Source organism: Methylobacterium mesophilicum (assembly GCF_036441335.1).
GTDB lineage: Bacteria > Pseudomonadota > Alphaproteobacteria > Rhizobiales > Beijerinckiaceae > Methylobacterium > Methylobacterium mesophilicum_B.
On sequence record NZ_MLBW01000016.1, the window covers coordinates 101666 to 127763 of the forward strand.

Sequence of the window (26098 nt, forward strand, 5' to 3'; positions counted from 1 at the left end):
CTCAGACGCGCCGGATGCGTGCCAGCAGATCGACGGTCGCGAGGCTCTCGCGCTCGCCACCGGCACGCCGCTTCAGCTCGACCTTGCCCTCCGCCAGGCCCTTGGGCCCGACGATCACCTGCCAGGGCAGGCCGATCAGGTCGGCGGTGGCGAATTTCGCGCCGGGGCGCTCGTCGCGGTCGTCGTAGAGCACCGACAGGCCGGCGGTCTCGAGGTCGGACTGGATCTGCGCGCAGGCGGCGTCCGTTGCCGCGTCCCCGACCTTGAGGTTGATCAGCGCGACGTCGAACGGTGCCACCGAGTCCGGCCAGATGATCCCGGCCTCGTCGTGGCTGGCCTCGACGATGGCGGCGACCAGGCGGCTCGGCCCGATGCCGTAGGAGCCCATGTGGACCGGCCGCTCGATCCCGTCCGGACCGGCGACCTTGGCGCCCATCGGCTCGGAATACTTGGTGCCGAAATAGAAGATGTGCCCGACCTCGATGCCGCGGGCCGCCATGCGGTTGTCCTCCGGGACCTCCGCGAAGGCCGCCGGCTCGTGCATCTCCTCGGTGGCCGCGTAGTGCGAGGTCCAGGCATCGACGATGCCCTGGAGGGCGGCGACGTCGTCGAAATCGACGGTCGCCGGCGGGATGTCGAAGTCGAGATAGGTCTTGTCGCAGAAGACCTCGCTCTCGCCCGTCTTGGCCAGGATGATGAACTCGTGGGACAGGTCGCCGCCGATCGGGCCGGTATCGGCGCGCATCGGGATCGCCCGCAGGCCGAGGCCCGCGAAGGTGCGCAGGTACGCCACGAACATCCGGTTGTAGGCGTGGCGCGCCCCGGCCTGGTCGAAGTCGAACGAGTAGGCGTCCTTCATCAGGAACTCGCGGGAGCGCATCGTGCCGAAGCGCGGCCGCACCTCGTCGCGGAACTTCCACGAGATCTGGTAGAGGTTCTTGGGCAGGTCCTTGTAGGAGCGCACGCTCGCCCGGAAGATCTCGGTGACCATCTCCTCGGCGGTGGGGCCGTAGAGCATCTCGCGGTCGTGACGATCCTTCAGGCGCAGCATCTCCTTGCCGTAGGCATCGTAGCGGCCGGATTCCCGCCACAGCTCGGCGGACTGCACCGTCGGCATCAGGATCTCGACGGCGCCGGACCGGTCCTGCTCCCGTCGGATCACCGCGCAGACGCGCTCCAGCACCCGCAGGCCCAGCGGCAGCCAGGCGTAGATGCCGGCGGCTTCCTGGCGGACCAGGCCGGCGCGCAGCATCAGCCGATGCGAGACGATCTCGGCTTCCTTGGGCGTCTCGCGCAAGGTCGGCATGAAGTAGCGGGAGAGACGCATGTCGTCAGAGTCTTGGAAGAGGATCGGCCGGGAGGAGCCGCGGCGCGCCGGCACACAACACGCCGGAGACGCAAATTACAAGCACTGCGCGACCACGGCGGGGCGTAATCGCGGCGAACCGGAGGCGGCGGCCCGGCCGCGGTGGGGCCGCTGCCTAGGCGGGCAGCGGTCTGCCCATTTGCCGGCAAGAAAGCGCAGATTTTTCTCGCAGACCCGGTGACAACACGAATTGTTGTTCCTATAAGCGTCCGGCGATGTTTGCGACGCCCGGAAGAGGCGGCGCAAGGTCCGAGTCTCGGGAGGAAAAGCGACCGCCCCGCAGCCAATGCGAGGGATCTTTCAAGGTCGAGCCACTGAAGCTTGAAAGCAAGGCCTCGGGCCTTGCTTTTTTTATTCTTGGGTCCGGTCGGCGCGGCCGTGCCGGACCGCCCGAAGGGCCCGCGCCATCTGGTTTCCCGAGCCGTAACCCGCCGCGGCGGCCCGTCCCGGACCGCCGTTCCGACCCGTGCTACAGCCCGGTCAGCGGGAACACCGCCAGGGCGATCAGGAAGGCGGCGCCCGCGACCAGCGTCGTCCAGATCGCCTTCTCGCGCAGCCGCGGCGCCGCCGGCGCGCCGGGATCCTGGCCCGGCACCACGTGGCTGGGCCGCGTCTCCGGCTGGTTGCGCAGGGGCAGGACGGCGAAGAGCAGCGTCCACCAGACCACGAAGTAGAGGGCGATCGCCCCGCCCACCGTCAGCTTGAACAGGCCCACCGCCGCCGCCACGAAGGCGGCGATCAGGACGGTGATCGCCGCCAGGGTCACCGGCGTCGAGCGGGCCAGCGCGTTCATCATCCGGCTCACACCTGCTCCAGCTCGACCAGTGTGCCCAGGAAGTCCTTGGGGTGCAGGAACAGGACCGGCTTGCCGTGCGCGCCGATCCGCGGCTCGCCGGTGCCAAGCACCCGGGCGCCCTGCGCTTTGAGCTGATCGCGGGCGGCCAGGATGTCGTCGACCTCGTAGCAGACGTGGTGGATGCCGCCGCCCGGGTTCCGGGCCACGAAGGCCTCGATCGGCGAGCCCTCGCCCAGGGGGGACATCAGCTCGATCTTGCTGTTCGGCAGCTCGACGAACACGACGGTGACGCCGTGCTCGGGCTGCGGCAGGGGCGCGGTGATCGTCGCGCCCAGCGTGTCGCGGTAGACCGCGCAGGCGGCGTCGAGATCCTGCACGGCGATGGCCACGTGGTTGAGACGGCCGATCATGGTGTTTCCTCCCCGGCGTGCTGGCCCCCTGTCCGGGAGCTTCGTTCGTTCGCGGGGAAGGCTCCGCCCGTGCGCCGGGACGCGACCGGCCCCCTCTCCCGTGCGGGAGAGGGTTGAGGTGAGGGACACGCCCTCTCCGGCAGAACCTTGTCCCCTCACCCTGTCCCTCTCCCGCACGGAGACGGAGCCTGGGCCGTGTCCGGCAGCCGGTCGGACGACCGGCTGCATCGGCCCGGTCTAGATTACAGCCAACCGCTATCGGCCGCCAAGATCAGACCTCCACCACCTGCACGTGGCAGGCCGGCTTCTTGCCCCACACCTCGTTGACCGCGGTGCGCACGGCCCGGTCGACCGTCTTCTCGACGCTCTCCGAGTCCTTGAGCTTGCCCCGCGACATCTCCGAGAGGGTGCGGGAGACCGCGTCCACCACGGTCTCGATCAGCGGCTCGCCGGACCGGCCGCGGTTCGGCAGGCCGATGATGTCCACGGCCGGCTCGCCGAGCACGACGCCGTCCTCGTCGATGGCGATCGCCACCGAGACCAAGCCGGCCTGCATCAGCTTGCGTCGCTCCGGGATCGCCCGGTCCTTCTCGTCGATCAGGACGTCCCCGTCCTTGAACAGGCGGCCGGCCTTCACGTGGTCGATCACCTCGGGCTTGCCCGGGCTCAGGCGGATCAGGCTGCCGTTGCGGGCCTTGACCACGTTCTGCACGCCCTGCGCCCGCGCGAAGCGGGCGTGCTCGTCGAGGTGCAGGGCCTCGCCGTGGACCGGGATGGCGGTGCCGGGGCGGGTCCACCGGTACATCTCGACCATCTCGTCCCGGCGCGGGTGACCGGAGACGTGGACGAGGTCGGTGCGGTCGGTGATCACCTCGACGCCCTGCTCGATCAGGTCGTTGATGATCGACCCGACATCGCGCTCGTTGCCCGGGATGGCGCGCGAGGAGAAGATCACCTGGTCACCGGCGGTGAGGCTGATATCCGGGTGGTCGCGGCGGGAGACGCGGGCGAGGGCCGCCCGCGGCTCGCCCTGGGAACCGGTGAGCAGGGCGACGACGCGCTCCCGCGGCAGGCTCTTCCACGAATCCGAGCGGCGGAACTCGGGCAGGCCGTCGAGGTAGCCGCACTCGCGGGCGACGTCGATCACCCGGTCCATGGCGCGGCCGACCGCGATGACCTCGCGCCCGCAGGCGGCGGCGGCCTCGGCGACCGCGCGGATGCGCGCCACGTTCGACGCGAAGGTCGTCACCGCGACCCGGTGCGGCGCGTCCGCGATCAGCGTCTTCAGGGTCTCGGCGACGGTCTTCTCGCTCGGCGAGAAGCCCTCGCGCACGACGTTGGTCGAGTCGCAGACGATGGCGAGGACGCCCTCGTCCCCGAGCGCCGTGAACGCCTCCGGGGACGTCACCGAGCCGGCCACCGGGGTCGGGTCGATCTTCCAGTCGCCGGTGTGCAGGACGAGGCCCGCCGCGGTGCGGATCGCGATGGCGTTGGATTCCGGGATGGAGTGCGAGACCGGCACGTACTCCAGCTCGAACGGCCCGACGGTCACGCGCCGGCCGGGCTTCACCTCCCGCAGCTCGACCTTCGGGGCGCCGGGCTCGGACAGGCGCCGGGTCTCCAGCAGGTTCTTGGCGAAGCGCGTCGCGTAGACCGGTGCCTTGAGCCGGGGCCACAGCTCCGAGATCGCCCCGATATGGTCCTCGTGCGCGTGGGTGATGAAGATCCCCAGCAGGTCCTTGCGCCGCTCCTCGATGAAGGAGAGGTCGGGGAACATCAGGTCGACGCCCGGCATCTGCTCCTCACCGGCGAAGCCCATGCCGCAATCGACCATGATCCACTTCCGGCCCTTCTCCGGGCCGAACCCGTAGAGCGCCGCGTTCATCCCGATCTCGCCCACGCCGCCGAGCGGCAGGAAGACCAGCTCCTCCTGTCCCTTAACCATCTGTCGTCGTCCAAACTCAGGCCGCCGTCGCGGCCGATCCGAAATGCACCTCGCCCGCCGTCACGGTATGCCGGTTCCCGTCGGGGGCGAGGATCACGAGCCGCCCCCCCTCGTCGATCGTCTCGAACACGCCCCGCAGGGTGTGCCCGCCGCTGTGCACCGCGATCTCCGATCCGAGACCCGCGGCCCGCGCGAGCCAGGCCGCGCGCAGGTCAGCGAAATTCCGTCCCCGGTCCCAGGCGCGCGCCCGCGCGGCCACCCGGTCCGAGAGATGTTCCAGTAGCGCCTCGGCACCGGCCGCGTAACCCGCCGCCGCCAAGCTCGCGGCCCCGAGGCCCTCCGGCGCGGCCGCGACGTTCACGCCGAAGCCGATGACGGCGGCGCGCCGGCCGCCCGGCAGCGTCTCCGCCTCCAGCAGCAGGCCGGCGAGCTTCGCCCCGCCGAGCAGCACGTCGTTCGGCCATTTAAGCCGGAAAGATCGGGCGCCGGCGCCGGATCCGGTATCCGGCAGGGTGCCGCAGGCCGCCTCCAGCGCCTCGACCAGGGCGAGGCCGGCCACGAAGCCGAGCTCGGCGAGGTGGTCGGGCGCGACCCCGGCGACCGGCCAGAGCACGCTGGCCGCGAGGTTCCCGGGGAGCGAGGCCCAGCTGTTGCCCCGCCGGCCGCGGCCCGCCTCCTGGCGGTGGGTCACCACCCAGAGCGGTCCGGTCTCGCCCGCGCGCGCGCGCGCCATGGCCTCCGTGTTGGTGGAGCCGAGGGTGTCGTGGACGTGCAGGCGGTGGCCCTCGGCGCGCGCCGAGGGCCCGAGTCGATAGCTCAAGACGTTCCTAGAACAACGACTTCGCGGCCCGGCCGGCGGCGCCGACCAGCGGCCCGGGCAGCAGGAAGAACAGCACCACGACGACGCTCGACAGGGCGAGCACGACGCGCAGCCCCGGGGCCATCGCCTCGTACGGCTCCTTCGGCTCGTCGAAGTACATGATGCGCACGACGCGCAGGTAGTAGTAGGCGCCGACCACGCTGGTCACCACGCCGATCACCGCCAGCGTCACGAGGCCCGCCTTGATGGCGGCGGCGAAGACGTAGAACTTCGCGAAGAACCCGGCGAGCGGCGGGATGCCGGCCAGCGAGAACATCATCGCGGCGAGGCAGAAGGCGAGCCACGGATGGGTCCGCGACAGGCCCGACAGGTCCTCGATCTTCTCGAACATCACGTCCCGGCGCCGCAGCGACAGGATGATCGCGAAGGTGCCGAGCGTCATCGCGAGGTAGATGATCATGTAGGTGACGAGCCCGCTGATCCCCTCCTCCGAGCCGGAGGCCAGGCCGATCAGCGCGTAGCCGATATTGGCGATCGACGAGTAGGCCATCAGACGCTTGATCGACGTCTGGCCGATCGCCGCGAACGAGCCGAGCGCCATGGACGCGATCGAGACGAAGATGAAGATCTGCTGCCAGATCGCCGTCACGTCCGGCATCGCGCCGATGAAGACCCGCACGGTCATCGCCACGGCGGCCATCTTGGGCGCCGAGGCGAAGAAGGCCGTCACCGGGGTCGGCGAGCCCTCGTAGACGTCGGGCGTCCACATGTGGAACGGCACGGCCGCCAGCTTGAAGCACACGCCGGCCGCCAGGAACACGATGCCCAGCACGATGCCGAAGCCGGCATTCTCGTTGAGCGCCGAGACGATGCCGGGGAACGAGACCGTGCCGGTGAAGCCGTAGACCAGCGAGGCGCCGTAGAGCAGCATGCCGGAGGAGAGCGCGCCCAGCACGAAGTACTTGAGGCCGGCCTCGGTGGACTTGACGTCGTCGCGGTGGAAGGCCGCGATCACGTAGGCGGCGAGCGACTGCAGCTCGAGGCCCAGGTAGAGCGCGATCAGGTCGTTGGCCGAGACCATGACCATCATGCCGATGGTGCAGAGCACGATCAGCACCGGGAACTCGAACCGGTCGATGCGCTCGCGCTTGAAGTAGTCGTGCGCCAGCAGGATCGTCGCCGAGGAGCCGAGCAGCACCAGCGACTTCATCACCTTGGAGAAGGAGTCGGACACGAAGGCGCCCGACAGGGTCGTGATCCGGCCGTGGACCGGCTGTGAGATCACCACCGAGAGGGCGACAAGCAGGAGCGCGAGGGCGCCGATGCTCACGGTCTCGGCCGAGCGGTCGCCGCGCCACGCGCCGTAGAGGATCAGCAGCAGAACGCCGACGCCGAGGATCAGCTCGGGCAGGAGCGGCGCCAGCGAGGGCAGGACGGAGTGGACGGTTGTCATGGTGTCCGCCTCAACGCGGGATCGGCAGCGCCGCGGCGGCCGTCTGGGTGTTCGAGAGCGCGGTCTTGATGCTCGCCATCAGCGCGTCGGTCGAGGGCGCGAACACGTCGAGCACGGGGGCCGGGTGCACCCCGTAGTAGATCGTCAGCACGACCAGCGGCGCCAGGATGATCTTCTCGCGGGTGTCGAGATCCAGGATGCCCTGGAGGTTCGGCTTCTCCAGCTTCCCGTAGACCACCCGGGCGTAGAGCCACAGGGCGTAGCCGGCCGACAGGATGATGCCGAAGGTCGAGAAGAACGCCACGTTCGGGTTCGCCTTGAAGGCGCCGAGCATCGACAGGAACTCGCCGACGAAGCCCGAGGTGCCCGGCAGGCCGACATTGGCCATGGTGAACACCATCATGGCCACCGCGTAGAGCGGCATCCGCTTCACGAGGCCGCCGTAGGCCGAGATCTCGCGGGTGTGCATCCGGTCGTAGACGACGCCGACGCAGAGGAAGAGCGCGCCCGACACGATGCCGTGGGAGATCATCAGGAACAGCGCGCCCTGGATCCCCTGCTCGTTCAGGGTGAACAGGCCCAGCGTCACGAAGCCCATATGGGCCACCGACGAGTAGGCGATCAGCTTCTTGATGTCGGTCTGCATCATCGCGGTGAGCGACGTGAAGATGATCGCGATCACCGACAGCGCGAAGACGAGGGGCGCGAAGTCGTGGCTCGCCACCGGCAGCATCGGCAGCGAGATCCGGATGAAGCCGTAGCCGCCCATCTTCAGGAGGATGCCCGCCAGGATCACCGAGCCGGCGGTGGGGGCCTCCACGTGGGCGTCGGGCAGCCAGGTGTGGACCGGCCACATCGGCATCTTCACCGCGAAGGAGGCGAAGAAGGCGAGCCACAGCCAGGTCTGCATCTGCACCGGGAAGCGGTACTGCAGCAGGGTCGGGATGTCGGTGGTGCCGGCCTGCCAGTACATCGCCATCACGGCGAGCAGCATCAGCACCGAGCCGAGCAGGGTGTACAGGAAGAACTTGAAGCTGGCGTAGACCCGGCGCGCGCCGCCCCAGATGCCGATGATCAGGAACATCGGGATCAGGCCGGCCTCGAAGAACAGGTAGAACAGCAGCAGGTCGAGGGAGGCGAACACGCCGATCATCGTCGTCTCGAGGACGAGGAAGGCGACGAAGTACTCCTTCACGCGGAAGTGGATCGAGTGCCACGAGGCGCCGATGCAGAACGGCATCAGGAACGTGGTCAGCAGGATCAGCGGCATGGAGAAGCCGTCGACGCCGAGCTTGAACCGGATCGTCTCGGTGAGCCAGGCGTGGCTCTCGACCAGCTGGAAGCTCGACGAGGCGGTGTCGTAGCGGCTCCAGGCCACCAGGGAGAGCAGGAACGTGACGATCGTCGTGGCGAGCGCGGCCCAGCGGCTGTTGCGCGCGACCGACTCCTCGTCGCCGCTCAGCGTCAGGATGAAGGCCGCGCCGCAGAGCGGCACGATCAGCAGGCCGGAGAGGATGCCGAGGCCGAGCATGTCAGTGTGCACCCTTGGGCAGGCCGGACATCAGGTACCAGCTGATCAGGCCGGCGACGCCGATGAGCATGACGAAGGCGTAGTGGTAGAGGTAGCCGGTCTGGAGGCGGACGACCCCGCGGGTCACGTCCACGACGCGCGCCGCGATCCCGTTCGGCCCGATGCCGTCGATGATCCGGCCGTCGCCCTGCTTCCACAGGAACAGGCCGAAATCCTTGGCCGGGCGGACGAAGATCCGGTCGTAGATCTCGTCGAAATACCACTTGTTGAGCAGGAACCGGTACAGCGACGGCTGCTGCGCGGCGAGCGCGCCCGGCAGCTCCGGCCGGCGGATGTACATCCAGTAGGCGACGACGAACCCGAGGATCAGCATGATCAGCGGCGCGTACGAGACCAGCGCCGGGACCTCGTGGATCTCGTGCATGATGTGGTTGTTCGGCCCGTGCGCCAGGGCGTGGCCCCAGAACGCGTCCATCCCCTCGCCGATGAAGCGGTTGTGGAAGATGATCCCGGCGAACAGCGCGCCGAAGGCGAGGATCGCCAGCGGGATCGTCATCACCAGCGGGCTCTCGTGGGGCGTGTGGTCGCCGTGGTGGCCGTGCCCGTGGTGGTCGTCGGCGACGAGGTCGCTCTTGTGGGCCGGCTCGATGTCGTGGCCCTTGTCGTCGTGGGCGACGCCCTCGGTGTGGCCGGGCGCGCCGTCGGCCTCGTGGGCCATGGTCGCGTGGACCATGCTCGCGTGGGCGACCGCGTGCGCGTGGTGCTGATCGTGGGCGGCGTGCGCGCCCCAGCGGGCCGGGCCCTCGAAGGTCATGAAGAACAGGCGCCAGGAGTAGAACGAGGTGAAGAACGCCGCCACCACGGTGCACAGGAAGGCGAGCGTGTGCCCCGGGCGGGTCGAGGCGTAGGCCGCCTCGATGATCGCGTCCTTCGAGTAGTAGCCGGCCGTGTAGGGGAAGCCGATCAGCGCGAGGGAGCCGATCGCCATCATGGCGCTGGTGTAGGGGATGTAGCGGCGCAGGCCGCCCATGTTCCGCATGTCCTGCTCGTGGTGCATCGCGTGGATGACCGAGCCGGCCCCGAGGAACAGCAGCGCCTTGAAGAAGGCGTGGGTGAACAGGTGGAACACGCCGGCCGCGTAGGCGCCGACGCCGAGCGCCACGAACATGTAGCCGAGCTGCGAGCAGGTCGAGTAGGCGATGACCCGCTTGATGTCGTTCTGCACGAGGCCGATCGTGGCCGCGAACAGGGACGTGATGCCGCCGATCACCGTGACGACGATGAGCGCGTTCGGCGCCTCCTCGAAGAGCGGCGACAGGCGGGCGACCATGAACACGCCGGCGGTGACCATGGTGGCGGCGTGGATCAGCGCGGAGACCGGGGTCGGGCCCTCCATGGCGTCCGGCAGCCACGTGTGCAGCAGGAACTGCGCCGACTTGCCCATGGCGCCCATGAACAGCAGCAGGCAGGCGAGCGTCAGGGCGTTCCAGTCGTAGCCCAGGAAGTGGAAGGTGAGCGTCTTGATCGCGTCGACCTTGCCGAAGATCGCGTCGAACGCCACCGAGCCGGTCAGCACGAAGACCAGGAAGATGCCGAGGGAGAAGCCGAAATCGCCGACGCGGTTGACGATGAACGCCTTCATGGCGGCGGCGTTGGCCGAGGGCTTCTCGTACCAGAAGCCGATCAGCAGGTACGAGGCGAGGCCCACGCCCTCCCAGCCGAAGAACATCTGGACGAGGTTGTCGGCCGTCACCAGCATCAGCATGGCGAAGGTGAACAGCGACAGGTACGCGAAGAAGCGCGGCCGGTGCGGATCCTCCTCCATGTAGCCGACGGAGTAGAGGTGCACGAGGGTCGAGACGGTCGTCACGACCACCAGCATCACCCGGGTCAGGGTGTCGACCTTGAAGGCCCAGTCGACCTGGAGGTCGCCGGCCGCGAACCAGGACGCCACCTGCACGCGCTCGGCCGGCCCGCCGTCGATGAACACGCCCCAGGCGATCAGCGCCGTGAAGGCGAGGAAGGACGTGGTGATGTACTCACAGGCGCGCGCCCCGATGTACCGGCCGAACAGGCCGGCGATCAGGAAGCCGATGAGCGGGAAGAAGACGATCGCGTGATACATCGCTCTCTTGCAGTCCGTCCTCCGGGCCGGCCGCGAAGCGGCGGCGTCCGGATGTCACTCGGGGCGCGCGAAGGGGAAGGCCCTAGCCCTTCATCATGCTGACGTCTTCCACCGCGATCGAGCCGCGGTTCCGGAAGAACACCACCAGGATGGCGAGGCCGATCGCCGATTCGGCGGCCGCGACGGTCAGCACGAACAGGGCGAAGACCTGTCCGGTGATGTCGTTCAGCTGCGTCGAGAAGGCGACGAGGTTGATGTTGACCGAGAGCAGGATCAGCTCGACCGACATCAGGATGACGATGATGTTCTTGCGGTTGATGAAGATGCCGAGCACGCCGAGCGTGAACAGGATCGCCGCGACGGTGAGGTAGTGGCTCAGGCCGATCATCGTTCGATTCCTCCGGCTCTCATCAGCGCGCGCATCAGACCTCGACACCCTGGCGCGACGGGACCTTGCGCGTCTCGACCGCCATGGCCTGGGTGCGGGCGTTCTGGACCGCGATGTTCTGGCGCTTGACGCCCGGCCGGTCGCGCAGCGTCAGCACGATGGCGCCGATCATGGCGACCAGCAGGATCAGGCCGGCGAGCTGGAAGAAGTAGGCGTAGTCCGTGTAGATCACGCGGCCGAGCGCCTGGGCGTTGGTCAGGTTCTCGGCCGAGGCGACGTTGCCGAGCGGGGCCTGGACGAGGCCCGGATCGATGCTCCACGAGCCGACGACCAGCAGGATCTCGACCAGGAAGACCGCGCCGATCAGGGCGCCGATCGGGAGATACTGCTGGAAGCCCTGGCGCAGCTCGGCGAAGTCGACGTCGAGCATCATCACCACGAACAGGAACAGCACCGCGACTGCGCCCACGTAGACGACCACGAGGATCATCGCGAGGAACTCGGCGCCCATCAGGACGAACAGCCCGGCGGCGTTCACGAAGGCGAGGATCAGGAACAGCACCGAGGCGACGGGATTGCGCGAGGCGATCACCATGAAGCCCGACGCGACCGTGATGCTCGCGAACAGATAGAAGAAGGCGGCTGCTGCGGTCATGCGCTGATCGGGATCGGCCGCCGGAGCGGCCCCTTCTGCCGTGCGTGGAGACGGTCCGCGGCGGGCGGCCCGTCTATAGAACCCGGTCGACGGGGGCACAACAGCGCCCCCGGCATGGCTCTAGAGCATCGCACCGGAACCGGGAACCGGTGCGGTGCTCGAGAGCCGTGTCTTCGCGGCATCTTCTTCCGGGCGCCGTCGACCGGCGCCCGGGACGATGCCTCAGCGGTACGGCGCGTCCATCGCGATGTTGCGGGCGATCTCGCGCTCCCAGCGGTCACCGTTCAGCAGGAGCTTCTGCTTGTCGTAGAGAAGCTCCTCTCGGGTCTCCACCGAGAACTCGAAGTTCGGCCCCTCCACGATGGCGTCCACCGGGCAGGCCTCCTGGCACATGCCGCAGTAGATGCACTTCACCATGTCGATGTCGTAGCGCGTCGTGCGGCGGGTGCCGTCGTTCCGGCGGGGGCCCGCCTCGATGGTGATCGCCTGCGCCGGGCAGATCGCCTCGCAGAGCTTGCAGGCGATGCACCGCTCCTCGCCGTTCGGGTAGCGGCGCAGCGCGTGCTCGCCCCGGAAGCGCGGACCGCGATGGCCCATCTCGAACGGGTAGTTGATCGTGGCTTTCGGCTTGAAGAAGTAGCGCATGCCGAGGATCATCCCGGACACGAACTCCTTCAGGAGAAGGCTCTTGGCGACCTGATCGAGCTTCATGCCCGGATCTCCGATGCGAAGGGGGGCTCAGGCGCCCGGCGCGAGGCCGGTCAGCTTGAGCACGAAGGCGACGACGACGACCGAGATCAGGGAGATCGGCAGGAAGACCTTCCAGCCGAGGCGCATGAGCTGATCGTAGCGGTAGCGGGGCACGATGGACTTCACCATCGCGAACAGGAAGAACAGGAAGCTCGCCTTCAGGGTGAACCAGATCACGCCCGGCACCCAGGTGAAGGGCGCGAACGGGATCGGGGACAGCCAGCCGCCCAGGAACAGGATGGTCCCCAGCGCGCACATGCTCATGATGGCGACGTACTCGCCGAGCATGAACAGCAGGTACGGCGTCGAGGAGTACTCGACCATGTAGCCGGCCACGAGCTCCGACTCGGCCTCCGGCAGGTCGAAGGGCGGGCGGTTGGTCTCGGCGAGCGCCGAGACGAAGAACACCACGAACATCGGGAACAGCCACAGCCAGTACCAGCCGAACAGGCCGAGGCTGGTGTCCTGCGCCATCACGATCCGCGAGAGGTTGAGCGAGCCGGCGCAGAGCAGCACGCAGATGATCACGAAGCCGAGTGAGACCTCGTAGGAGATCATCTGGGCCGCCGAGCGGAGCGCGCCGAGGAAGGCGTATTTCGAGTTCGACGCCCAGCCGCCCATGATGACGCCGTACACGCCCAGCGACGAGATCGCGAAGATGTAGGTGATGCCGACGTTGATGTCGGCGATCGCCCAGCCGTCCGCGAGCGGGATCACCGCCCAGCTCGACAGGGCGAGCATCGCGAAGACGAGCGGGGCCAGCAGGTAGATCGCCTTGTTGGCGCCCGCCGGGATCACCGGCTCCTTGATCACGAACTTGATCAGGTCGGCGAAGGACTGGAACAGGCCGAACGGCCCGACCACGTTGGGGCCGCGGCGGAGCTGCACCGCCGCCCAGATCTTGCGGTCGGCGAGCAGCGCGTAGGCGATGAAGACGAGCAGTGCCGAGAGCAGCACGAAGCTCTTCAGCACGATCAGGAGCACGGTCCCGAGGATTTCGAGCGGCGTCATCGGTCTTGAGCTCCTACTCGGCCGCCGCGAGGGGCCGCGCCTCGGCGGCGCGCTCCCGGGCGAGGCGCGAGCACTCCGCGAGGATGCGCGAGGCGCGGGCGATCGGGTTGGTGAGGTAGAAGTCGGTCACGGGCGACGCGAAGGCCGGCCCGGTCGCGGTGCCGCCGAGACCGGCGAGCCGGTCGACCGCCTCGGTCACGTTGCCCGGCTCGACCGCGCCGATCGCCGCCAGATGCGGGTGGGCGGCGTAGAGCGCCCGCCGGAGCGCGGTCAGCGAATCGAAGGGCAGGCGCTGGCCCAGCACGTCCGACAGGGCGCGCAGGATCGCCCAGTCCTCGCGGGCGTCGCCAGGCGGGAAGGCGGCGCGGTTGCCCATCTGGACGCGCCCCTCGGTGTTCACCCAGGTCGCCGACTTCTCGCTGTAGGCGGCGCCCGGCAGGATCACGTCGGCGCGGGAGGCGCCGCGGTCGCCGTGGCTGCCCTGGTAGACCACGAAGGCGCCCGGGGCGACGTCGCGCTCGTCGGCGCCGAGGTTGAACAGGACATCGAGCGCGCCCGGCTCTAGCATCTGCGCGAAGGTCAGGCCGCCCTCCCCCGGCACGAAGCCGAGATCGAGCGCGCCGACCCGGGCCGCCGCGGTGTGCAGCACGCCGAAGCCGTTGCCCTCGGCCGAGACCGCGCCGACCTCCTTCGCGAGGGAGGCGGCAGCGGCCAGGATGCCCGGTGCCGCATTGGCGCCGACGATGACGAGCGGCGCCTTCGCCTCCTTGAGGATCTCGAGGAAGCTGTGCTCGCCGCGGGCGAGCGCCGCCAGCGAGTCGGGGCCGGCGCCGATGTAATGGCTCGGATAGGTCAGATCGACCGGCTCGCCGATCACGCCCACCGCCAGCGGCGCCATGCGCCAGCGCTTGCGGATGCGCACGTTCAGCAGCGAGGCCTCGGTGCGCGGGTTGGCGCCGACGATCAGGATCGCGTCCGCCGCCTCGATTCCCGGAATGGTCGGGTTGAAGATGTAGGACGCGCGGCCGAGCGCCGGGTCGAGGCCGGCATCGGTCTGGCGGCAATCGAGGTTCGGCGAGCCGAGGCTCTTGATCAGCTCGCGGAGCGCGAAGATCTCCTCGACACCCGCGAGATCGCCGACGATCGCGCCGACGCGCTTCGGATCCGCGCTCTTCACCTTGGCGGCGATGGCCTGGAACGCCTCACCCCAGGAGGCGGGCCGCAGCCGGCCGTTCTCGCGCAGGTACGGCCGGTCGAGGCGCTGCATCCGCAGCCCATCGATGTGGTAGCGGGTCTTGTCGGAGATCCACTCCTCGTTGATCTCCTCGCTGATCCGCGGCTCGATCTGCATGACCTCGCGGCCGCGTGTGTCGATGCGGATCGACGAGCCGACCGCGTCCATCACGTCGACGGACTCGGTCTTGTTCAGCTCCCACGGCCGGACGTTGTAGCTCTGCGGCCGGTGCACGAGGGCGCCCACCGGGCAGAGGTCGGCGACGTTGCCCTGGAGCTCCGAGGCCATCGACTGCTCGAGGTAGCTGGTGATCTCCATGTCCTCGCCGCGCCCGATCGCGCCGAGGTCGGGCACGCCCGCGACCTCGGCGAGGAAGCGCACGCAGCGGGTGCAATGGATGCAGCGGTTCATCGCGGTCCGCACCAGCGGGCCGATATGCTTCTCCTCGACCGCCCGCTTATTCTCCGTGTACCGGGTCGAATCGACCCCGTAGGCCATCGCTTGGTCCTGCAGGTCACAGTGGCCGCCCTGGTCGCAGATCGGGCAGTCGAGGGGGTGGTTGATGAGGAGGAACTCCATCACCCCCTCGCGGGCCTTCTTGGTGCCCTGTGAGCGGGTCAGCACCTCCGGCGGCTCGCCGTTCGGGCCGGGCCGGCAATCCTTCACCGCGTAGGCGCAGGAAGCCACCGGCTTCGGCGCGCCCTTCAGCTCGACGAGGCACATGCGGCAATTGCCGGCGATCGACAGGCGCTCGTGGAAGCAGAAGCGCGGGATCTCGGCCCCCGCGGCCTCGCAGGCCTGGAGCAGCGTGTAGTCGGCCGGGACATCGACCTCGGTGCCGTCGACGAGGATTTTGGTCATCGGTGCAATCTCAGTGCGGGGCGTCGGCGAGATCGAGGCGTCGCTCGATCCGCTCGACGCGAAGCTCGACCCTGTCGATCCGCCGGTGGACGCCAGCCAGATTCGCTTCGACCGCTGCCATGCGGCCTCTCAGTTCAAGGACATCGTCGCTGGGGCGATCGACCTTCCCGTCGATTCCCCGCAGGGACACGAGCATCAGGTTGTCAGGCTGGCCCGTCATCGGATCACTCCGCGGCCATCGGCACAGGCTCGCTGTGCGGGTTCGCGGTGTAGCGGTCGATGCGCTTCTCGATCTCGGGGCGGAAGTGCCGGATCAGGCCCTGGATCGGCCAGGCCGCCGCGTCGCCGAGCGCGCAGATCGTGTGGCCCTCGATCTGCTTGGTCACCTCGAACAGCATGTCGATCTCGCGCTTCTGGGCGCGGCCCTCGGTCATGCGCTGCATGACCCGCCACATCCAGCCGGTGCCCTCGCGGCAGGGCGTGCACTGGCCGCAGGATTCGTGCTTGTAGAAGTACGAGATCCGGGTGATCGCCGCGACGATGTCGGTGGACTTGTCGAGCACGATCACCGCCGCGGTGCCGAGACCGGAGCCCAGGTTGCGCAGGGTGTCGAAGTCCATCTTGGCGTCGACGATCTGCTCGGCCGGCACCAGCGGCACCGACGAGCCGCCCGGGATCGAGCACAGCAGGTTGTCCCAGCCGCCGCGCATGCCGCCGCAATGGCGGTCGATGAGCTCGCGGAAGGTGATGCCCAGCTCCTCCTCGACGTTGCACGGCTTGTTGACGTGACCCGAGACGCAGAACAGCTTGGTGCCGGTGTTGTTCTTGCCGCCGAGCCCCGCGAACCACGCGCCGCCGCGGCGCAGGATCGTGCCGGCGACCGCGATCGACTCGACGTTGTTCACGGTCGTGGGGCAGCCGTAGAGGCCCATATTGGCCGGGAACGGCGGCTTCAGCCGCGGCATCCCCTTCTTGCCCTCGAGGCTCTCGATGAGGGCCGTCTCCTCGCCGCAGATGTAGGCGCCCGCGCCGTGGTGGACGTAGATGTCGAACGGGTAGTCGTGCACGTTCGACTGGCCGACGAGGCGGGCCGCGTAGGCCTCGTCCACGGCCTTCTGGAGGGCGTGCTTCTCGGCGACGTACTCGCCGCGGATGTAGATGTAGCAGGCATGCGCCGCCATGGCGAAGCAGGCGAGCATGCAGCCCTCGATCAGGAGATGCGGGTCGTGCCGCATGATCTCCCGGTCCTTGCAGGTGCCCGGCTCCGACTCGTCGGCGTTGACGACGAGGTAGTGCGGGCGCCCGTCGGACTTCTTGGGCATGAACGACCACTTGAGGCCGGTGGGGAAGCCCGCGCCGCCGCGGCCGCGCAGGCCCGAGGCCTTCATCTCCTCGATGATCCAGTCGCGGCCCTGCTCCAGCAGGAACTTGGTCCCGTCCCAGGCGCCGCGCTTCCTGGCGGCTTCCAGGCCCGGCGAGTGCAGGCCGTAGAGATTGGTGAAGATGCGATCCTGATCCGACAGCATGTCAGGTCCTCACTGAGCCGGCGCCGACAGGGCCTTGGCCTGCCCCACCCAGTTCTCCCGGTCGATGCGACCCGGGAACGCGAGGTAGGTGCCGACCCAGGCGATCTCGTCGCGGGACCAGGCGGCGATCTGGTCGAAATGGTAGATGCCGAGCCCGTTCAGGCGCTGGCTGTTGCCCGGGCCGATGCCCTTGATGCGCGTCAGCTCGTCCGGCTTCCCGGCGCGGGCGCCCTCCAGAGCCGGCGGGCGCTTGCCCACCGCGTCGGCCTTCTGCTCGGGGCTCGCGTCCTTCGGCAGGGCCGCGAGAGCGCCGGCGATGCGGGCTTCCTCGGTCTCGGCCGCCACCTCGCCCTCGCTGGCGCCGGAGGCTTCCGGCTGCTGCGGGACGGCGTCGCGGTTCGGCACCTCCTGATGGCCCTGCTCGCCGGCGGCGGGCTCGCCCTCGGCGACGCGCTTGGCCGGCGAATCGAGCACGTCCGCGTCGCCCGGACGGGCGGCGCCGTGCTTGGCGGTGGAGCGGCCGCGCTCGGCCGCGTCGGCGCGATCCTCGGGCTTCACCGNGCGTCGCTCACGGGGCGCTCGACCGGGCGGCCGGCGTCGGGCCGGGCCGGCTTCGGGTTCTCGGCGGCCTGCTGCGTGCTGGACGCGGCTTCGCCGGTCTTGGCGGCCGGTTCCTCGCTCTTGCCGGCCTCCTCGAAGCGCTTGCGCCACGCGCCGACCCGCGAGCCGTCGAACAGCGTCGGATCGGTGAGGGTGTTCACGGCGCCCTGGGGCTCGGACGAGACGCGACCGGTCTGCGAGCCGACCTTCACGGGACGGCCGGCGGCGAGGTCGTCCATCAGCTGGCCGAGGGAATCGGGAGTCAGGTCCTCGTAGTAGTCCTGGTTGATCTGCACCATCGGCGCGTTGCAGCAGGCGCCCAGGCACTCGACCTCGAGCCACGAGAAATTGCCGTCGGCCGAGACGTGGCCGGCCGGTCCCAGGCGGGACTGGAGCATCTCCTTGAGCCCCCGCGCGCCGCAGGAATCGCACGGGACCGTGCCGCAGACCTGGATCCAGAAGCGGCCCACGGGCTCGAGGGCGAACATCGTGTAGAAGGTCGCGACCTCCAGCACGCGGATGTTCGGCATGCCGAGCTCGGCCGCCACGGCCTCGATGGCCGCCCGCGGCAGCCAGCCGCCGTTCTGCTCCTGGGCCCGCCACAGGAGCGAGATCACCGCCGAGGCCTGGCGGCCTTCCGGGTACTTGGCGATCTGGGTCTTGGCCCACTCGGCGTTCTCCGGCGAGAACGCGAAGCTCTCGGGCTGCTCCGAGGCGGGGGCGAGTCTGCGGTTTGCCATCGCTTCTGTCTTACCGATCCACTTCGCCGAACACGATGTCGAGCGTGCCGAGCACGCAGGACACGTCGGCTAAGAGGTGCCCGCGGCACATCCAGTCCATCGCCTGCAGGTGCGCGAAGCCCGGCGCGCGGATCTTGCAGCGATACGGCTTGTTGGTCCCGTCGGACACCAGGTACACGCCGAACTCGCCCTTCGGCGCCTCGACCGCGGCGTAGACCTCGCCCTCGGGCACGTGGAAGCCCTCGGTATAGAGCTTGAAGTGGTGGATGAGCGCCTCCATCGAGCGCTTCATCTCCCGGCGCGGCGGCGGCGCGAACTTCCCGTCGACGGAGGCGATCGGCCCCTGGCCGGCGGGCTCGCGCAGCTTGGCGACGCACTGCTTCATGATGCGCACCGACTGGCGCATCTCCTCCATGCGGATCACCTGGCGATCGTACGTGTCGCCGTTCTTCCCCACGGGGATGTCGAACTCCATCTCCTCGTAGCACTCGTAGGGCTGCGCCTTGCGCAGGTCCCACGGGATGCCCGAGCCGCGCACCATCACGCCCGAGAAGCCCCACTCCATCGCCTCGTCGACCGACACGATGCCGATATCGACGTTGCGCTGCTTGAAGATGCGGTTGGCCATGACGAGGTCGTCGAGGTCCTGCACGACCTGCAGGAACGGGTCGCAGAACGCGTCGATGTCGTCGATCAGCTTGAGCGGCAGGTCCTGGTGGACGCCGCCCGGCCGGAAGTAGTTGGCGTGGAGCCGGGCGCCGGAGGCCCGCTCGTAGAAGATCATCAGCTTCTCGCGCTCCTCGAAACCCCAGAGCGGGGGCGTGAGGGCGCCGACGTCCATCGCCTGCGTCGTGACGTTGAGCAGGTGCGACAGCAGCCGGCCGATCTCGCAGAACAGCACGCGGATCAGCTGCGCGCGGCGCGGCACCTCGATCCCGGCGAGCTTCTCGATCGCCAGGCAGAAGGCGTGCTCCTGGTTCATCGGCGACACGTAGTCGAGCCGGTCGAAATAGGGCGTCGCCTGCAGGTAGGTCTTGTACTCGATCAGCTTCTCGGTGCCGCGGTGGAGCAGGCCGATATGCGGGTCGACCCGCTCGACCACCTCGCCGTCGAGTTCCAGCACGAGGCGCAGCACGCCGTGCGCCGCCGGGTGCTGCGGGCCGAAGTTGATCGCGAAGTTGCGGATGTTGTGTTCGGTCACGGACGGTCTCCGCGGCTCATGCCGACGTCTTCTCGTCGCCGGGGAGCACGTAGTCGGTGCCTTCCCACGGGGACAAGAAGTCGAAGTTCCGGAATTCCTGCGTCAGCTGCACCGGCTCGTAGACGACCCGCGCCTGGTCCTGATCGTAGCGGACCTCGACGAAGCCGGTGAGCGGGAAGTCCTTGCGCAGGGGGTGCCCCTCGAAGCCGTAATCGGTGAGCAGGCGGCGCAGGTCGGGATGGCCCGAGAACAGGATCCCGTAGAGGTCGTAGGTCTCACGCTCGTACCAGTTGGCCGCCGGGAAGACCTCGATCACCGAGGGGACCGGCGTCACCTCGTCGGTCTGCACCTTCACCCGGATGCGCAGGTTATGGCGCAGCGAGAGGAGGTGGTAGACCACGTCGAAGCGCTTCTCGCGCTGCGGGTAGTCCACGCCGCAAATGTCGATGAAGTTGCGGAACGCGCAGGCCGGATCGTCGCGCAGGTAGGTGAGCGCGTAGACGATGTCGGAGGCCTGGACCACCAGCGTCAGCTCGCCGAACGCGATGGCGTGGGATACCACCGCCGGGCCGAGGGCGCCGACGACGCGCTCGGCCATGGCCGTGACGGCGTCGTCGCCGTAGACCGGCTGGGTGTGGGGCAGGATCGAGATGCCGTTCGTCATGGCCGCTCCTCAGCGCTCGATCGTGCCGGTCCGGCGGATCTTCTTCTGCAGCAGCAGCACGCCGTAGAGCAGCGCCTCGGCGGTGGGCGGGCAGCCGGGCACGTAGATGTCCACCGGCACCACCCGGTCGCAGCCGCGCACCACCGAGTAGGAGTAGTGGTAGTAGCCGCCGCCGTTGGCGCAGGAGCCCATCGAGATGACGTAGCGGGGCTCCGGCATCTGGTCGTAGACCTTGCGCAGAGCCGGAGCCATCTTGTTGGTCAGCGTGCCGGCGACGATCATCACGTCGGACTGGCGCGGCGAGCCGCGGGGGGCGAAGCCGAATCGCTCGCAATCGTAGCGCGGCATCGACATCTGCATCATCTCGACCGCGCAGCAGGCGAGACCGAAGGTCATCCACATCAGCGAGCCCGTGCGGGCCCAGTTGATCAGCTCGTCCGTGGTGGTGAGCAGGAAGCCCCGGTCGGCCAGCTCGTCGCTGATCGACAGGAAGGTCGGGTCGTCCGCGCCGATCGGGCGGCCGGTGTTGGGATCGATGATCCCCTTCGGCTGGGGCGCGATCGCGGGGGCGCGGTTGGTGTCGGTGATCAGGGCCATCGGCGACTCAGGAATTCAGTGCGGGCGGCGAGCGGCGGGACATCAATCCCATTCGAGGGCGCCCTTGCGCCACTCGTAGACGAAACCGACGGTCAGCACGCCCAGGAAGACGATCATCGACCAGAAGCCGAACCAGCCCAGATCCCCGAAGGTGATCGCCCAGGGGAAGAGGAACGCGACCTCGAGGTCGAAGATGATGAACAGGATGGCGACGAGGTAGAAGCGCACATCGAACTTCATGCGGGCGTCGTCGAACGCGTTGAAACCGCACTCGTAGGCCGAGAGCTTCTCGGGATCGGGGCTCTTGAAGGCCACCAGGAAGGGGACGACCAGCAGCGCCGTGGCGATGAACAGCGCCACGCCGATGAACACGATGAGCGGCAGGTAATCCGCCAACAGTCCGGTCATGCCAGGGCCTCGCGAGACGAGTGAAACCGCGGTGCGACGCCGACCCGGATCCGCCCGTGGAATTGTTCTTATGCCAGGATGCGCGCGGCCGGAGGCTTAGTCGAGCCGCCGTCCCGTGACAATGGCTTGTCGCGTCGCACAAAGCGCGCTGTCAGCCTTCCTGTCCGCCATGTCCGAGATGGGCTTGCGCAGCGCCGGCACAACACGACGGAAGCGCGCAGGCGCCGAGTCGGGGGCTGGTATGCCTGCGCGGGAGGCCCCGGACGGCGCGGATACGAATCCCTGCCGGACACGCTTGACAGGGCCCCGGGCGCCCCATAAACCCCGCCCCGTCGCCGGGCGAAACGCCCCCACCGAAGGCGACCACGCCGTGCGGGCGTAGCTCAGTTGGTTAGAGTGCCGGCCTGTCACGCCGGAGGTCGCGGGTTCGAGCCCCGTCGCCCGCGCCACGTCCCTTTCCGAACAATCGACACTATCGGCCTCGCGAAAGCGTCGACGCTCGTCCTGCGCCTCGGGTGCGCGCGGGTCACGTCACCTTCGGCGGTGCACCCGTCGCGGGTCTGATCGGGCCGCGCCCCGCGGGCCGGACGGCGGCCCGCCCACCCCTGAGGCTGAGGGCGATCCCGAACAGGATGAGGCTGCCGCCGGCCAGGATGTCGGCGCTCAGCGGCTCGCCCAGCACGAGGTGCGTGCTCAGGATGCCGGCCACCGGGACCAGCAGCGCGAACGGCGTCACCGCGGCGGCCGGGTAGCGGGTCAGCAGCCGGCTCCAGAGGCCGAAGGCCAGGAGCTGCGTCGGGTAGGCCTGGAAGGCGATCGAGGCGCTCGTCACCCAGTCGGGATGGGTCAGGGCCCGGACCGCGTCGGAGCCCTCGACGATCAGCGAGAGGGCGAGCAGCGGCGGCGCCGTGGCGAGGCTGCCCCAGACCATCAGCGCGAGCATATCGACCCGGCCGATCCGCTTCGCCACGATGTTGGCGCTGGCCCAGGACAGCGCCGCGCCGACGACCAGCAGCACCGGTCCCGCCGGGGCGCCCCCGGCCCGCCCGAGCGCCACCGCGGCGACGCCGAGGAGCGCGACCGCGCCGCCGATCACCTGGAGCACCCGCGGGCGCTCCTTCAGGACGATCCAGGCGAGCGCCACGGTGAACGGCACCTGCATCTGGATGAGCAGCGACGACAGGCCGGCCGGCATGCCGAGGCGGATCGCCGTGAACAGCAGCCCGAACTGGCCGATCCCGAGCGCCAGCCCGAAGGCCGCCACCAGGGCGGCGGGCGCCCGGGGCGGGCGGATCACCAGGGCGGCCGGCAGGGCCGCGAAGCCGAATCTGAGGGCGCACAGCATCAGCGGCGGCACCGTCACCAGCCCCACCTTGATAGCCACGAAGTTCACACCGAGGAGCGTGACCACGAGGAGCGCGGCCAGCCCGTCACGCAGCGTCATCGGCGCGATCCTAGGCCCCTTGGACCCCGATCACCAAGGGCGCAGGGCGCGCCGGGCCCGGCGGCGCTCGTCGCGCCGGCCGACCAGCAGGTGGATCGCGTCGCCCGTGCCCGTCACGCAGGCATCCGCCACGTCCTGGGGCGTCAGGCCGATATCCTTCAGTTCCCGGTCCGACAGGGTCGACAGGCGCTGGAGCACGCGCCGGTTCATCGCCGCCCGCGACAGGCCCGCGCGCACCTCCGCGCCGACGGCCAGCACGGGCCCCACCGTCCGGGCGAGCCATCCGCTCCGCGGTCTGATCCGCGATTCGATCGGGACTTCGCGGGCGACGGTCTCGGTCAGGCACTGGGTCATGGATCCCCTCCTCCATCGTTCCGGGGTGTCGCGATCCTGGCGATCCGGGGCTGGCGGCGACAGGAACACTTCGGTACGGTTCGGAAGAATTGTCCGGACGAAAGAGCAGTACGGATGGCGGTCGCAGTCAGGAGCCCCGGGACGCGCGTCGAGGCCGTGGTCAGCGAGATCCGGGAACGGATCGCGGCGCGGCGGCTGGTCCCCGGCGTGCGTATCCCCTCGGTGCGGGCCTTCGCGGAGACCATGGGCGTCTCGAAATCCACCGTCGTCGAGGCCTACGAGCGCCTCGCCGCCGAGGGCGCCGTCGTGCCGCGGCCGGGCTCGGGCTTCTACGTCGCCGGCAAGACCCGGCCGCTCTCGCTCCAGGCGATGGGGCCGCGGCTCGACCGGATCGTCGACCCGCTCTGGATCACCCGGCAGGCGCAGCAGGCCGGCGCCGACCAGCTGAAGCCCGGGGCCGGCTGGCTGCCCGATTCCTGGATGCCCCACGAGGCGATCCGCCGGGGCCTGCGCCGGGTGGCCCGCGCCGACCTCGCCGAGATGACCAACTACGACCGGCCGCTCGGCTACGAGCCCCTGCGCCACCAGATCGCCCGCAAGGTCGGCGAGAAGGGCGTCGGCGCCGAGCCCGACCAGATCGTGCTGGTCGAATCGGCCACGCAGGCGCTGGACCTCGTCTGCCGATTCCTGCTCCAGACCGGCGACACCGTGCTGGTCGACGATCCCTGCTACTTCAACTTCCTGGCGCTTCTGCGCGCGCAGCGCGTCGCGGTGGTCGGCGTGCCGATCACGCCGGAGGGGCCGGACCTGCAGGCGCTCGCGACCCTGCTGGAGCAGCACCGGCCGCGCTTCTACCTGACCAACGCCGCCCTCCAGAACCCGACCGGGGCGAGCCTCGCGCCGACCGTGGCGCACCGCCTTCTCAAGCTGTGCGAGGCGCACGACACGCTCATCGTCGAGGACGAGATCTTCGGCGACCTCGAGCCGGAGGCCGCCCCGCGGCTCGCCGGCTTCGACGGGCTGGAGCGGGTGATCCAGATCGGCAGCTTCTCCAAGACCCTGTCGGCGGCCGCGCGCTGCGGCTGGATCGCCCTCCGGGCCGACTGGGTCGAGCCGCTGGTCGACCTCAAGCTCGCCCTCAGCCTCGGCAACGGCCACATCACGGCCGCGCTGGTGCACGCGCTGATCACCGAGGGCGCCTACCGGCGGCACCTCGCCGAGACTCGCCGCCGGCTCGCCGGCGCGATGGTGCAGGCCTCCGCGGAGCTGCGTGCCTGCGGCCTGGAAACCTGGGCGCAGCCCCGGGGCGGCTTCTTCCTGTGGATGCGGCTGCCCGACGGGCGCGACGGGGCCGACGTCGCCCGCCGGGCGCTGGCCCGCGGCATGGTGCTGGCGCCCGGGACCTCGTTCAGCCTCTCGGATGCGTGGAACGGCTACATGCGCTTCAACGTGGCCCACTGCGCCGACCCGCGGATCCGACCGCTCCTGCGGGAGGCGCTGGGCTGAGGGGGCCCGGTCAGGCCGGGAGAACCAGGTCCGCCCGAAGCCCGCCGAGATCCGACCGCCCGAGGCTCAGGCCGCCGCCGTACAGCTCGGCGAGCTCCAGGGTGATCGGCAGCCCGAAGCCGTGGCCCGGCACGCCCTCGTCGAGTCGCCTGCCGCGCGCCATGACGGCGGAGGCCGCCGCCGGGTCGAGGCCGGGCCCGTCATCCTCCACGACCACGGCCACCGCGCCGTCGCGCGCCGTCGCGCAGACGCGCACGCGGCCGCGGCACCAGCGGCAGGCATTGTCCACGAGATTGCCGAGCATCTCGTCGAGATCCTGGCCCTCGCAGGAGACCGACAGGGCCTCGGGGACGTCGAGGTCGATCGCCGCGCCCTTCTCGGCGTGGATCCGGGTCAGCGCCGCGCGCAGGTCCGACAGCCGGGGCGCCAGGGCGAGGCCGGGCGCGGCCGGCCCGGATCGTCGTCCGGTCCCGGATCGGACAGCCGGATGTCCCCGCCGCGGAGGGAGCCGGAGCGGATCGTCTCGCCGCCGCGGCGCACCTCCCAGGCCCAGCCGGGGCCGGGCCGGTCGAAGGGCGGCGCGTCGAGACCCTGCGGGAGGATCCCGGCCTCGAGCCCGGCCCGCAGGGCGACGATCTGCGCGTCGAGCCGGCCGTCGAGCTGCCCGCGCACGAAGCGGTGCAGGATCACCCCGATGGCGAGGCCCGCCACCACCAGGGCCGCCAGCACCATCACCAGGGCCGCCGCGAGCAGCCGCGTGCGGAGCGAGCGCCGCGGCGCCGTCGCCGCCATCAGGCGGGCTCCGCGTGCAGGCGGTAGCCGTGGCCGCGCACGCTCTCGATCCGCGCCGGGGCGATCTTCCGGCGCAGGCGCGTGATGATCACCTCGACGGAGTTCGAATCGACGTCGGCATCCCCCTCGTAGACCCGCTCGATCAGGTGCGGGCGCGGCACCACGGTCTCGCGGTTCAGCATCAGGCAGGACAGGACCCGCCATTCCAGGCCGGTGAGCTTGAGCGGCAGGCCCTCGTGCTCGAAGGCGCCGAGACCCGGATCGAAGCTCAGGGGGCCGCAGGTGATCCGGCTCGCCCCGCCGCCCTGGGACCGGCGCACGAGGGCGCGCAGGCGGATCACCAGCTCCTCCACCCGGACCGGCTTCACGAGATAGTCGTCCGCCCCCGCCTTGAAGGCCGCCACCTTGTCGCTCCAGCCGTCCCGGGCGGTCAGCACCAGCACCGGCAGGGTCCGGCCGGCCCCGCGCCAAGCCCGCAGGACCGAGACCCCGTCGCCCTTCGGCAGGCCGAGATCGAGCACGACGGCGTCGTAGCCCTCGGTCTCGCCGAGATGCTGGGCATCCTCGCCGGTGGCGGCGTGGTCGAGCACGAAATTCTCGGCGCGCAGGACCCTGGCGACCTCCGCCGCGAGGGCCGCGTCGTCCTCCACCAGCAGGATCTTCACCGGTCTCACCTCCCCGTCTGGCCCCGAGGGCCGGCTTCGAACGCCGCCGGATCGATGCTCCTGGCGGCAGGCCGGTTTCACCCGCTGCCGCCAGGACTTAGGGCCGTGGTCTCACCCGGTCCGCCGGGACGGCCGCGGGCCGCCGCGACCTGTCGGCCCGCATCAGCGCCCGCTGCCAAGCCTCTGAGCCCGCACGGGTTCCCCAGCGAGCGCTCTAGGGCGGCGCGTTTAACCGGGCCTGAACCGCGCGGTTCAG

25 protein-coding genes, 1 tRNA gene and 1 pseudogene are annotated in these 26098 nt (G+C 69.8%); 2 read left to right on the forward strand and 25 right to left on the reverse strand.

What is annotated here, in order from left to right; translation table 11 throughout:
- Position 1: 1 nt before the first annotated feature.
- The 20 genes and pseudogenes from proS to MMR14E_RS12280 form a co-directional block, all read right to left on the reverse strand.
- Positions 2–1327 carry a proline--tRNA ligase gene (gene proS / locus MMR14E_RS12180; protein ID WP_331314570.1) on the reverse strand — a complete coding sequence of 442 codons (1326 nt, stop codon included), beginning with the start codon at positions 1325–1327 and terminating at the stop codon, positions 2–4.
- Between the two features lie 508 nt (positions 1328–1835).
- Complete coding sequence (locus tag MMR14E_RS12185) at positions 1836–2162, reverse strand: DUF1467 family protein (RefSeq protein WP_331314739.1); 327 nt, start codon at positions 2160–2162, stop codon at positions 1836–1838.
- Between the two features lie 5 nt (positions 2163–2167).
- Positions 2168–2572: a methylmalonyl-CoA epimerase gene (gene mce / locus MMR14E_RS12190; protein WP_331314572.1), complete on the reverse strand. Its 405-nt coding sequence runs from the start codon at positions 2570–2572 to the stop codon at positions 2168–2170.
- Between the two features lie 271 nt (positions 2573–2843).
- The gene (locus MMR14E_RS12195; protein ID WP_331314574.1) at positions 2844–4517 is read right to left on the reverse strand and encodes a ribonuclease J; all 1674 of its coding nucleotides are present in this window, start codon (positions 4515–4517) and stop codon (positions 2844–2846) included.
- Between the two features lie 16 nt (positions 4518–4533).
- A complete protein-coding gene (locus MMR14E_RS12200; protein WP_331314576.1) occupies positions 4534–5337 on the reverse strand; it encodes a biotin--[acetyl-CoA-carboxylase] ligase in 804 nt (267 codons plus the stop codon).
- A gap of 7 nt (positions 5338–5344) precedes the next feature.
- The gene (gene nuoN, locus MMR14E_RS12205; RefSeq protein ID WP_331314578.1) at positions 5345–6790 is read right to left on the reverse strand and encodes an NADH-quinone oxidoreductase subunit NuoN; all 1446 of its coding nucleotides are present in this window, start codon (positions 6788–6790) and stop codon (positions 5345–5347) included.
- Between the two features lie 10 nt (positions 6791–6800).
- Entirely contained in the window at positions 6801–8321 is a 1521-nt protein-coding gene (locus MMR14E_RS12210) for an NADH-quinone oxidoreductase subunit M (RefSeq protein ID WP_331314579.1), read from the reverse strand.
- Between the two features lies 1 nt (position 8322).
- On the reverse strand, positions 8323–10446 hold the full coding sequence (gene nuoL / locus MMR14E_RS12215; protein ID WP_331314582.1) for an NADH-quinone oxidoreductase subunit L: 2124 nt from the start codon (positions 10444–10446) through the stop codon (positions 8323–8325).
- An 82-nt stretch (positions 10447–10528) separates the two neighbouring features.
- Positions 10529–10834, reverse strand: coding sequence for an NADH-quinone oxidoreductase subunit NuoK (gene nuoK / locus MMR14E_RS12220; protein ID WP_010686008.1), 306 nt, complete (start codon positions 10832–10834; stop codon positions 10529–10531).
- A gap of 34 nt (positions 10835–10868) precedes the next feature.
- Positions 10869–11489 carry an NADH-quinone oxidoreductase subunit J gene (locus MMR14E_RS12225; protein ID WP_091977239.1) on the reverse strand — a complete coding sequence of 207 codons (621 nt, stop codon included), beginning with the start codon at positions 11487–11489 and terminating at the stop codon, positions 10869–10871.
- 222 nt (positions 11490–11711) lie between these two features.
- Positions 11712–12200, reverse strand: coding sequence for an NADH-quinone oxidoreductase subunit NuoI (nuoI, locus tag MMR14E_RS12230; RefSeq protein ID WP_007560744.1), 489 nt, complete (start codon positions 12198–12200; stop codon positions 11712–11714).
- A 27-nt stretch (positions 12201–12227) separates the two neighbouring features.
- Positions 12228–13250, reverse strand: coding sequence for an NADH-quinone oxidoreductase subunit NuoH (gene nuoH, locus MMR14E_RS12235; RefSeq protein WP_020092240.1), 1023 nt, complete (start codon positions 13248–13250; stop codon positions 12228–12230).
- Positions 13251–13263: 13 nt separating this feature from the next.
- Positions 13264–15345 (reverse strand): NADH-quinone oxidoreductase subunit NuoG, encoded by a 2082-nt coding sequence (nuoG, locus tag MMR14E_RS12240; protein ID WP_331314584.1) that lies wholly within the window; start codon positions 15343–15345, stop codon positions 13264–13266.
- 10 nt (positions 15346–15355) lie between these two features.
- Positions 15356–15541 (reverse strand): hypothetical protein, encoded by a 186-nt coding sequence (locus MMR14E_RS12245; protein ID WP_331314586.1) that lies wholly within the window; start codon positions 15539–15541, stop codon positions 15356–15358.
- Positions 15542–15569: 28 nt separating this feature from the next.
- A complete protein-coding gene (gene nuoF / locus MMR14E_RS12250; protein ID WP_331314588.1) occupies positions 15570–16871 on the reverse strand; it encodes an NADH-quinone oxidoreductase subunit NuoF in 1302 nt (433 codons plus the stop codon).
- 9 nt (positions 16872–16880) lie between these two features.
- Positions 16881–18211 (reverse strand): annotated as a pseudogene (gene nuoE, locus MMR14E_RS29240) (NADH-quinone oxidoreductase subunit NuoE).
- A 10-nt stretch (positions 18212–18221) separates the two neighbouring features.
- Positions 18222–19412 carry an NADH-quinone oxidoreductase subunit D gene (locus tag MMR14E_RS12265; protein ID WP_331314592.1) on the reverse strand — a complete coding sequence of 397 codons (1191 nt, stop codon included), beginning with the start codon at positions 19410–19412 and terminating at the stop codon, positions 18222–18224.
- 16 nt (positions 19413–19428) lie between these two features.
- A complete protein-coding gene (locus tag MMR14E_RS12270; RefSeq protein ID WP_331314594.1) occupies positions 19429–20076 on the reverse strand; it encodes an NADH-quinone oxidoreductase subunit C in 648 nt (215 codons plus the stop codon).
- Between the two features lie 9 nt (positions 20077–20085).
- On the reverse strand, positions 20086–20673 hold the full coding sequence (locus MMR14E_RS12275) for a NuoB/complex I 20 kDa subunit family protein (protein ID WP_010686017.1): 588 nt from the start codon (positions 20671–20673) through the stop codon (positions 20086–20088).
- 42 nt (positions 20674–20715) lie between these two features.
- Positions 20716–21081: an NADH-quinone oxidoreductase subunit A gene (locus MMR14E_RS12280; RefSeq protein WP_007560754.1), complete on the reverse strand. Its 366-nt coding sequence runs from the start codon at positions 21079–21081 to the stop codon at positions 20716–20718.
- A 372-nt stretch (positions 21082–21453) separates the two neighbouring features.
- On the opposite strand from MMR14E_RS12280, the gene MMR14E_RS12285 reads away from it, so the two are divergent.
- Positions 21454–21530, forward strand: a tRNA-Asp gene (locus MMR14E_RS12285).
- Between the two features lie 77 nt (positions 21531–21607).
- Here the strand turns inward: MMR14E_RS12285 and MMR14E_RS12290 are convergent.
- Together MMR14E_RS12290 and MMR14E_RS12295 are read right to left on the reverse strand one after the other, a co-directional pair.
- Complete coding sequence (locus MMR14E_RS12290; protein WP_331314596.1) at positions 21608–22525, reverse strand: EamA family transporter; 918 nt, start codon at positions 22523–22525, stop codon at positions 21608–21610.
- Positions 22526–22555: 30 nt separating this feature from the next.
- Positions 22556–22879 (reverse strand): DUF1127 domain-containing protein, encoded by a 324-nt coding sequence (locus MMR14E_RS12295; protein WP_331314598.1) that lies wholly within the window; start codon positions 22877–22879, stop codon positions 22556–22558.
- 114 nt (positions 22880–22993) lie between these two features.
- On the opposite strand from MMR14E_RS12295, the gene MMR14E_RS12300 reads away from it, so the two are divergent.
- Positions 22994–24385, forward strand: coding sequence for a PLP-dependent aminotransferase family protein (locus MMR14E_RS12300; protein WP_331314600.1), 1392 nt, complete (start codon positions 22994–22996; stop codon positions 24383–24385).
- 10 nt (positions 24386–24395) lie between these two features.
- Here the strand turns inward: MMR14E_RS12300 and MMR14E_RS12305 are convergent, their stop codons facing one another.
- The 3 genes from MMR14E_RS12305 to MMR14E_RS12315 form a co-directional block, all read right to left on the reverse strand.
- Positions 24396–24689, reverse strand: coding sequence for an ATP-binding protein (locus MMR14E_RS12305; RefSeq protein ID WP_331314601.1), 294 nt, complete (start codon positions 24687–24689; stop codon positions 24396–24398).
- An 89-nt stretch (positions 24690–24778) separates the two neighbouring features.
- A complete protein-coding gene (locus MMR14E_RS12310; protein WP_331314603.1) occupies positions 24779–25177 on the reverse strand; it encodes a hypothetical protein in 399 nt (132 codons plus the stop codon).
- A complete protein-coding gene (locus tag MMR14E_RS12315; RefSeq protein WP_331314605.1) occupies positions 25177–25842 on the reverse strand; it encodes a response regulator transcription factor in 666 nt (221 codons plus the stop codon). Before MMR14E_RS12315 ends, MMR14E_RS12310 begins: the two co-directional genes overlap by 1 nt.
- Positions 25843–26098 lie beyond the last annotated feature (256 nt).

Bases quoted from the DNA above. Each gene is read 5' to 3' on its own strand.
- proS (WP_331314570.1), bottom strand. From the start codon at position 1,327: ATGCGTCTCTCCCGCTACTTCATGCCGACCTTGCGCGAGACGCCCAAG.
- MMR14E_RS12185 (WP_331314739.1), bottom strand. From the start codon at position 2,162: ATGATGAACGCGCTGGCCCGCTCGACGCCGGTGACCCTGGCGGCGATC.
- mce (WP_331314572.1), bottom strand. From the start codon at position 2,572: ATGATCGGCCGTCTCAACCACGTGGCCATCGCCGTGCAGGATCTCGAC.
- MMR14E_RS12195 (WP_331314574.1), bottom strand. From the start codon at position 4,517: ATGGTTAAGGGACAGGAGGAGCTGGTCTTCCTGCCGCTCGGCGGCGTG.
- nuoN (WP_331314578.1), bottom strand. From the start codon at position 6,790: ATGACAACCGTCCACTCCGTCCTGCCCTCGCTGGCGCCGCTCCTGCCC.
- MMR14E_RS12210 (WP_331314579.1), bottom strand. From the start codon at position 8,321: ATGCTCGGCCTCGGCATCCTCTCCGGCCTGCTGATCGTGCCGCTCTGC.
- nuoL (WP_331314582.1), bottom strand. From the start codon at position 10,446: ATGTATCACGCGATCGTCTTCTTCCCGCTCATCGGCTTCCTGATCGCC.
- nuoK (WP_010686008.1), bottom strand. From the start codon at position 10,834: ATGATCGGCCTGAGCCACTACCTCACCGTCGCGGCGATCCTGTTCACG.
- MMR14E_RS12225 (WP_091977239.1), bottom strand. From the start codon at position 11,489: ATGACCGCAGCAGCCGCCTTCTTCTATCTGTTCGCGAGCATCACGGTC.
- nuoI (WP_007560744.1), bottom strand. From the start codon at position 12,200: ATGAAGCTCGATCAGGTCGCCAAGAGCCTTCTCCTGAAGGAGTTCGTG.
- nuoH (WP_020092240.1), bottom strand. From the start codon at position 13,250: ATGACGCCGCTCGAAATCCTCGGGACCGTGCTCCTGATCGTGCTGAAG.
- nuoG (WP_331314584.1), bottom strand. From the start codon at position 15,345: ATGACCAAAATCCTCGTCGACGGCACCGAGGTCGATGTCCCGGCCGAC.
- MMR14E_RS12245 (WP_331314586.1), bottom strand. From the start codon at position 15,541: ATGCTCGTGTCCCTGCGGGGAATCGACGGGAAGGTCGATCGCCCCAGC.
- nuoF (WP_331314588.1), bottom strand. From the start codon at position 16,871: ATGCTGTCGGATCAGGATCGCATCTTCACCAATCTCTACGGCCTGCAC.
- MMR14E_RS12270 (WP_331314594.1), bottom strand. From the start codon at position 20,076: ATGACGAACGGCATCTCGATCCTGCCCCACACCCAGCCGGTCTACGGC.
- MMR14E_RS12275 (WP_010686017.1), bottom strand. From the start codon at position 20,673: ATGGCCCTGATCACCGACACCAACCGCGCCCCCGCGATCGCGCCCCAG.
- MMR14E_RS12280 (WP_007560754.1), bottom strand. From the start codon at position 21,081: ATGACCGGACTGTTGGCGGATTACCTGCCGCTCATCGTGTTCATCGGC.
- MMR14E_RS12290 (WP_331314596.1), bottom strand. From the start codon at position 22,525: ATGACGCTGCGTGACGGGCTGGCCGCGCTCCTCGTGGTCACGCTCCTC.
- MMR14E_RS12295 (WP_331314598.1), bottom strand. From the start codon at position 22,879: ATGACCCAGTGCCTGACCGAGACCGTCGCCCGCGAAGTCCCGATCGAA.
- MMR14E_RS12300 (WP_331314600.1), top strand. From the start codon at position 22,994: ATGGCGGTCGCAGTCAGGAGCCCCGGGACGCGCGTCGAGGCCGTGGTC.
- MMR14E_RS12305 (WP_331314601.1), bottom strand. From the start codon at position 24,689: ATGCTCGGCAATCTCGTGGACAATGCCTGCCGCTGGTGCCGCGGCCGC.
- MMR14E_RS12310 (WP_331314603.1), bottom strand. From the start codon at position 25,177: ATGGCGGCGACGGCGCCGCGGCGCTCGCTCCGCACGCGGCTGCTCGCG.